Here is a 5,957-nt window from a genome sequence, read left to right as displayed (position 1 = left end):
CTTGGTCTTGCTATCCAACTACAGTGCCTCGAATAAGAATATGAGATATGCCAGATGGAAATCCTTCCACACTTTTTGAAAAGAAACGTGAGGGACGCCCACCAATAGATGTTCTCGGTCTTGTAGCCGGATTAGCGGTGTTCGCAGCCCTCTCATTCTTGTTTGCGGCATTGTCCCAGTTATCGGGGCCAGCTGTTGAAACTGGGATCAGTCCTCAAACGGTCGCTGCTCTCCGATGGAGTGCGATAGGGATTGTACTGGGTGTACTGGCGGTCTTTGTATATCAAGGAAGGCTCATCGGCTGGTATGGAACACTCGTAGCGGCGGTGATTGGTGCGATTCAGGCTGTGAGGATAGATATTCCATTAATGATATTGATTATCTACCTATCGCTTCCGCTGATCGTGCTTACTCTCCTGTTGGTACGTCGTGACACATTTTTGGGTCGTTAGATACGCACTCTTCAGCGACTGCCCGTTTCAGACGAGAATATGTCTGAAGAATAGGATTTCAACAGAGCCGCGAATTACCAAACCCCTGTTGAACGGGTCTACAGCAATACTCTCGGCAAGAAAGTCTGGGGGAACGTCTGTCAGCACTGTGATTCTTACCAAGGAAATTATTTCATCCAGCAAGAGGCACTGGAGATTGACCCTCCACTGGTAGACTGTCCACATTGTGGGGATGAACACGAATGGAGCCCGGACCAAGGAATGGGTGGGGCATTCGGACAGGGATGGGTCTCATGTCCAGAATATGGTGAAATACCAGTTGGTGATCCACGGGGAGAGTAATCAATTCCTTAGCTCTATACAAGACCAGAGTGTCGGGGTCCCGACGAATCTACGTAAGAATCAGTCAGATATTGAGAACCCCAACAGGGCCAGTCAGTAGTATTTCGAAACCAGCATCTACGGCACTACCACGGAACTATCCTGCGTAGGCGGTGCGAGACGGGACTAGAATGACCTCCCTGTGACCGTTGTCTGATAGACTCAATCTTTTCTCAACACCTCTCAGATACCATGTCTATTAAGTACATGTCCAGAAAATTATAGAACATGACCAAACAATACATTTCCACTCAGATGATTCCCGAACGAGACGAGCCAGCATTGTATATCAATCCTCGCTCTGAACAAATCGCAGCCTTCGCAGAGGAAGCAGTAACGGTTGAGGACCAGCCCAAGGTCCGGCTGCTCGCAGACTCAGATGAAATCAAAGACGCCCTCTACAGCTTCCTCACGGCCTCAAAGATCGCCGAACTCATCCACCGGGAGCAACTCAGCCTCCGAACACTCACGGAGCCAGTTCAGAGTACCATCTTCACAACCGAATCTGAGACTGTAGTTCCTGTGATGGACAACCACAGTATTTCGAGCTCGGACCCCGAGCTGGTCTCATCAGTCTACGATGAGTTCGACTCCAGATTCGAGGCTGCCGAGCAGTATCACCTCCGGACACCTGCCCTCTCAGTAGTGAAACAGACGCTCCGAGAAGAAATCGGCGACGATATCGCAGCCGAGCTCGACGAAGTCCTCGCACACGCTGAAGAGATTTCCAACAGCAACGAGTACCTCAGTATCGTCGAGATCATGCTCATCCTCGCAGCCCGCAACGAGGTCCTCCTCTACGACGTCTCGAAATGGGGAGAGGATACGGGTATCGCTTCGAAAGCGACCTTCTCACGGGCCAAATCAGCACTCGAAGATGCTGGCCTCATCGAGACTGAAAAGGTCCCAGTAGATATCGGTCGCCCCCGACTTCGGCTTATCGCAACCGACGAGCTCGCGACAGCAAACCTGAAAACACTCTCCACCGAGATCCGGTCTTCGCTGTAGCATCTACCCCACGATAGCCCGACTATGGAGACGGGAATACGGTACTTCTCCGACTCAAGCGTGAGATGAAGCAGTCAAAAGCACTACGTAGAGGGTGTGAAACCGATTCTATGACACGCAGTCACCAGATCAGTAGTATTTCAAAACTCGAATACGAAAATTGCGACATGTACGATCTCACTGGCTTTCAGCGCGATCTCCTGTACGTCGTTGCCGGACTTGATGACCCCCACGGACTTGCGATCAAAGACGAGCTCGAGGATTACTACGAAAAGGAAATCCATCATGGGCGGCTCTATCCGAATCTCGACACGCTCGTTGAGAAGGGACTCATCGAAAAAAGTCAGCGGGACCGACGGACCAACGAGTACAGCACTACTCGCCGGGGTACTAGAGAGATCGAAGCTCGGACTGAATGGGAAGCCGAGTATATTGACCACGACGGGTAATCGAACCACTGCGTTCGAGGACTGTCTGTCTCTAGTATTTCGCGTCCCTCAAAAGCGGAACTATACTTCGAACCCGACCAAAACACCCGACAGAGGAGCAACAACTGTTTGTCAATGAGAAGAAAATTTGATTATGATCGAGATCTAATTATGAGCTATGAGTAAGACAGAACAGTCAAATAACTCTGAAAAAGAGATTGTCGCCGTCACTAAGCACGGCCAGGCGACCATCCCAAAACGGTTCCGCGAGAAGCTCGGGATCGAAGCGCCTGGGAAGGTATTGTTCCGGGAAACCGAAGATGGAGAGGTGATCGTTGAACAGGTCCGCTCACCGAGCGAGATGCGCGGCTTTGCCGCCCGTAGCGAAGCGAGTACGGACAAGCCTGCGTCCGAGATCCTCAAAAAGAAACGCGACCAAGACCGGAAAGAACGTGACTCACAGTTCTCAACTGAAGAGTAATGGCGGTTCCTGACCGCGTTGTCTTCGACGCCGAGCCACTGATTGCACACGCCGACGATGAACCAGGCAGCGAGATTGTAGAAGAGTATCTCGACGCGGTCGCAGTCGAGGACACTGTCGGCTACGCCAGCTACGTGAATTTCGCTGAAATCCGGTACACAATCGCCCGGAAGTACGACCGCGACACAGCCGACGAGTATCTCGATTGGCTGACTGATCTCGGTATCAAAACGGTAGATGTCAGCGATACTTGGACGGACGCCTCGGAGTATACGCTCAAGTATAATCCTGCGCTTGGCGACTCGTTCGCGCTGGCAACGGCTGAACATGTCGACGCGACGCTCTTAGTTGGCGGTGACGACGATTATGATGACGTCTCCGATATCCCAGTCGAACGGTTCCGCGACGGTTCCGCGTAGGCACCCGTTCGAAGATCTGACTTGTCTGTGACCCACAACCCCACACCCCACCCATGACCCAGACACTCCACGTTCAGATCAAGTCCGCCGACCGCAGCGACCTCGAAGATCGCCTCAAAGCGATTGACGCCGGCGAAGACGTCGACCCCAGCGAGCCGACGCTGTCGATCGAGAACCTCGAAACGTTCGGCCGCGTCTTCCGCTCAACCAACCTTGAGCTCTTGGAGGCGATCGTCGAACACGAACCGGAGAGCATCCGCGAGCTCGCTCGCCTCGTTGATCGGAACCCACCAGAGGTCCTCGAGAACGTGAACGAACTGGCTGACTACGGCCTCGTCGAACTCGAGGAGAATGGCCGGGCAAAGCGGCCTGTCGTGTGGTACGACGAGATCGACGCGGACCTCCCGCTCACGACTAAGTCCGGACAGGGCCCGAAGGCGAACGCCTGACCCAACGAGGACACACGATGGGCGACGACGTCGATCCCGAGGATCCGCGCCCCGATGGTCACTACCATGTCGACCGCAACGCAAAGTGGTACTACGTCGACGACGACCTCGCAGGGACGGTTGCCCTCGGGCCAGCGACCGACGGTGAGCCAGGTGACGACTGGGTGCTTACGCTTTCAGCTGCGACGCCAGATGGCGATCCCGAGCCGGCTAAGCGTGTCGCCGTTCGCCTCACGCCATGGGCGCTCCACGAGCTCTACATCGAGGCACGGAATCTCTCACCAGACGCTCGCCAGGCAGGCCACACCGCCGAGTGTGGGCTCTGTGGTGAGCAGGTTGCGCTCGACCGGGCGTGGCCGGACAACCGCAAACGACCGTGTCACCCGGACTGCTACACCGACGCGTTCGGTGCGCCGCCTTGGTACGATGGACAGTAGCTTGGTGTCGCTAGAGCGTCACAGATGAGCGGGAACAAGCTTCTCATCGCTGCTAGTGCGACTGTGATCTGGGTCATCTCGGGGGTACTCTTGTTTGAGGTGGCGAGTTTGGCGTCGGCCTTCGAACTCGCAGTTTCTGGCCCGATCTTGGACCTCACATCGTTGCTTGATGCGTGGCTACTAGCTGGAGTTATCCTCGGTGTCGTTGACGTCGCCCTCCTCTGGGACATGGCCACTGGGTGGTGACCACGAAACACCGACACCGCCCTAGTACCCGGCTAGCAGCCGTTTGTCCGGAAAAAGCTGTCAGACCAACCTTAAGGTTAAGATTAAGATTAATTCGTTTAAGTGAAATACTCTCTTAAGACGTGAATACGAATGCCAGTATCTACAAATCAGTTATCTAAGAACAATTTCTAGGAGCCTCCATACAGTCCGAAACAACTGCCACAAGATATTAGTTCTCGGTTCACGTATCATGAATTACGATGGTGGTAACAAACGCCCCGGCTGCGGACGAGAACGGCTCGAAAGAGGGCACCGCACGCTCCTTTATCGCAGCCTCAGAGATACTGGTGAATCCCGACATCGCCAGAGTCTATACTGACATCCTGCTGAATCAGCCTACTACGAACAGCAGTATCGAGCGTAGACTCGACCTTGCCGGAAGTACAACCTCAATGCGGGTTGGAAAGCTCAAAAACTTAGACATTGTCGAGGATGTCAGTAGCGGGAAAGAGAGCCAGCTCCAGACTGATTCACTATTTCTCCCCGTTGGGGAGGGAGAGACGCGGATACTGTTTGACCCGCTTACGATCGCCGCTTACGGTGCAAGCGGCGAGGTCAGTGAGATCGAACTCTTCCTTGATCGGCACGGCAAGGCGAAGCTGCTGATGGCGGTTGAGCAGACACGGGCATATCTCAGTGGCGAGGTGACACGTCGTGGAGCAGCAGACCGCCTCAATGTTGATGAGATCGAGGCTATCAGCATCACGCAGGCGCTGGAGCCGATCATCGCCCTGTTTGTCAAAGCAGGGCTCATCGATGATTCCTTCGAACACGACGTACATGATCGGAAGATTCGAGATACTCCGTACGTGTTTGAGCAGGAATGAGCGATCGGCCGAAATTAGTTGACTCTTCACCTCTCTACCCACTCCCGGATGCGCTCCTCGTTGACTCGAGCGTCTTGGGTGGAATCGGGCGATCTACTCCAGAACGGCGACAGCTAATCAACTACATTCAGTCGACTGATAGGCAGTTGTACGTCTCCACTGGAGTAGTCGAGGAGTTGGACAAGGAATGGGCTGGTCCCTACGGTGTCAATGATTGGCTTGATCCAATACGTAACGAGGACTGGATTGTTGCCCTTCCAGAGCCGGATTACGGTGCGCGAATCCGTGACGGCCCTACCGTGAGCGAGATGGTTGACGAAGCACACAGAGAATTAGCCAAGCTCGAACAGGAGCGAGAAGATGAACTCCCGAAAACGGACGCCAAATTCGCCGGTAATCTTGTTCAAATCCGGGTGTCTGAGGGTCACGATTCCGTGGGGCTGATCATCGACGACAGGAACGCAGAGCGCGCACTATCCCAGGTAGTCAGTGAGACGGAGTACGAGCAGTTCTTCCGGATACTGAGGGGGCCAGAGGTGTTAGAAGAGATACAATAACGGTACGTGTTTACCCCGAGGTCTCGACAGCCGGCACAGCGTGAGCCCGTGACATAACCTCATTATTGCTGACGACTCGACGAAGTTCTTCGTATGGATTGCGTCCCTGCTGGCGCCACGTCGCCAGCAGGGACAAGACCGTCTCGTGAACGAACATTCCTCGGTCATTACGGAGCGTTCCGATGATTTTCCGGAGAACCACTGGCTCACGAAGTGTGGTGTGAGTAGTG

10 protein-coding genes and 1 pseudogene are annotated in these 5,957 nt (G+C 54.1%); 10 read left to right on the top strand and 1 reads right to left on the bottom strand.

Going from position 1 to position 5,957, the window contains the following annotated elements:
• Positions 1 to 47: 47 nt before the first annotated feature.
• From ACP96_RS18290 to ACP96_RS19665, 10 genes are all read left to right on the top strand, one after another.
• The gene (locus ACP96_RS18290) at positions 48 to 452 is read left to right on the top strand and encodes a hypothetical protein (protein ID WP_082222447.1); all 405 of its coding nucleotides are present in this window, start codon (positions 48 to 50) and stop codon (positions 450 to 452) included.
• Positions 453 to 1,061: 609 nt separating this feature from the next.
• The gene (locus tag ACP96_RS15920; protein WP_050034081.1) at positions 1,062 to 1,841 is read left to right on the top strand and encodes a transcriptional regulator TbsP domain-containing protein; all 780 of its coding nucleotides are present in this window, start codon (positions 1,062 to 1,064) and stop codon (positions 1,839 to 1,841) included.
• A gap of 167 nt (positions 1,842 to 2,008) precedes the next feature.
• Positions 2,009 to 2,290, top strand: coding sequence for a helix-turn-helix transcriptional regulator (locus ACP96_RS15915; protein ID WP_007344317.1), 282 nt, complete (start codon positions 2,009 to 2,011; stop codon positions 2,288 to 2,290).
• 157 nt (positions 2,291 to 2,447) lie between these two features.
• Complete coding sequence (locus ACP96_RS15910; protein WP_050034080.1) at positions 2,448 to 2,750, top strand: AbrB/MazE/SpoVT family DNA-binding domain-containing protein; 303 nt, start codon at positions 2,448 to 2,450, stop codon at positions 2,748 to 2,750.
• Positions 2,750 to 3,169, top strand: a complete 420-nt coding sequence (locus ACP96_RS15905) for a PIN domain-containing protein (protein ID WP_050034079.1) — start codon at positions 2,750 to 2,752, stop codon at positions 3,167 to 3,169. The genes ACP96_RS15910 and ACP96_RS15905 overlap by 1 nt, the downstream gene beginning before the upstream one ends.
• Before the next feature lie 53 nt (positions 3,170 to 3,222).
• Positions 3,223 to 3,618 carry an HVO_A0114 family putative DNA-binding protein gene (locus ACP96_RS15900; protein ID WP_050034078.1) on the top strand — a complete coding sequence of 132 codons (396 nt, stop codon included), beginning with the start codon at positions 3,223 to 3,225 and terminating at the stop codon, positions 3,616 to 3,618.
• A gap of 17 nt (positions 3,619 to 3,635) precedes the next feature.
• On the top strand, positions 3,636 to 4,055 hold the full coding sequence (locus ACP96_RS15895; RefSeq protein ID WP_050034077.1) for a hypothetical protein: 420 nt from the start codon (positions 3,636 to 3,638) through the stop codon (positions 4,053 to 4,055).
• A 24-nt stretch (positions 4,056 to 4,079) separates the two neighbouring features.
• Positions 4,080 to 4,301: a hypothetical protein gene (locus tag ACP96_RS15890; protein ID WP_050034076.1), complete on the top strand. Its 222-nt coding sequence runs from the start codon at positions 4,080 to 4,082 to the stop codon at positions 4,299 to 4,301.
• A gap of 242 nt (positions 4,302 to 4,543) precedes the next feature.
• Positions 4,544 to 5,170 (top strand): DUF7437 domain-containing protein, encoded by a 627-nt coding sequence (locus tag ACP96_RS15885; protein WP_050034075.1) that lies wholly within the window; start codon positions 4,544 to 4,546, stop codon positions 5,168 to 5,170.
• A complete protein-coding gene (locus tag ACP96_RS19665) occupies positions 5,167 to 5,727 on the top strand; it encodes a hypothetical protein (protein WP_223174246.1) in 561 nt (186 codons plus the stop codon). Before ACP96_RS15885 ends, ACP96_RS19665 begins: the two co-directional genes overlap by 4 nt.
• 10 nt (positions 5,728 to 5,737) lie before the next feature.
• Here ACP96_RS19665 and ACP96_RS18280 read toward each other — a convergent pair.
• Positions 5,738 to 5,957, bottom strand: a pseudogene (locus ACP96_RS18280) (IS66 family transposase); the annotation flags it as partial.

Origin of the sequence: Halorubrum halophilum (assembly GCF_000739595.1) — an archaeon.
Taxonomy (GTDB): domain Archaea; phylum Halobacteriota; class Halobacteria; order Halobacteriales; family Haloferacaceae; genus Halorubrum; species Halorubrum halophilum.
Note: the sequence above shows the minus strand (reverse complement) of the source record. Positions and strands in the feature narration are given on the sequence as shown.

Bases quoted from the DNA above. Each gene is read 5' to 3' on its own strand.
- ACP96_RS15905 (WP_050034079.1), top strand. From the start codon at position 2,750: ATGGCGGTTCCTGACCGCGTTGTCTTCGACGCCGAGCCACTGATTGCA.
- ACP96_RS18290 (WP_082222447.1), top strand. From the start codon at position 48: ATGCCAGATGGAAATCCTTCCACACTTTTTGAAAAGAAACGTGAGGGA.
- ACP96_RS15920 (WP_050034081.1), top strand. From the start codon at position 1,062: ATGACCAAACAATACATTTCCACTCAGATGATTCCCGAACGAGACGAG.
- ACP96_RS15900 (WP_050034078.1), top strand. From the start codon at position 3,223: ATGACCCAGACACTCCACGTTCAGATCAAGTCCGCCGACCGCAGCGAC.
- ACP96_RS15890 (WP_050034076.1), top strand. From the start codon at position 4,080: ATGAGCGGGAACAAGCTTCTCATCGCTGCTAGTGCGACTGTGATCTGG.
- ACP96_RS15885 (WP_050034075.1), top strand. From the start codon at position 4,544: ATGGTGGTAACAAACGCCCCGGCTGCGGACGAGAACGGCTCGAAAGAG.
- ACP96_RS15895 (WP_050034077.1), top strand. From the start codon at position 3,636: ATGGGCGACGACGTCGATCCCGAGGATCCGCGCCCCGATGGTCACTAC.
- ACP96_RS15915 (WP_007344317.1), top strand. From the start codon at position 2,009: ATGTACGATCTCACTGGCTTTCAGCGCGATCTCCTGTACGTCGTTGCC.
- ACP96_RS19665 (WP_223174246.1), top strand. From the start codon at position 5,167: ATGAGCGATCGGCCGAAATTAGTTGACTCTTCACCTCTCTACCCACTC.
- ACP96_RS15910 (WP_050034080.1), top strand. From the start codon at position 2,448: ATGAGTAAGACAGAACAGTCAAATAACTCTGAAAAAGAGATTGTCGCC.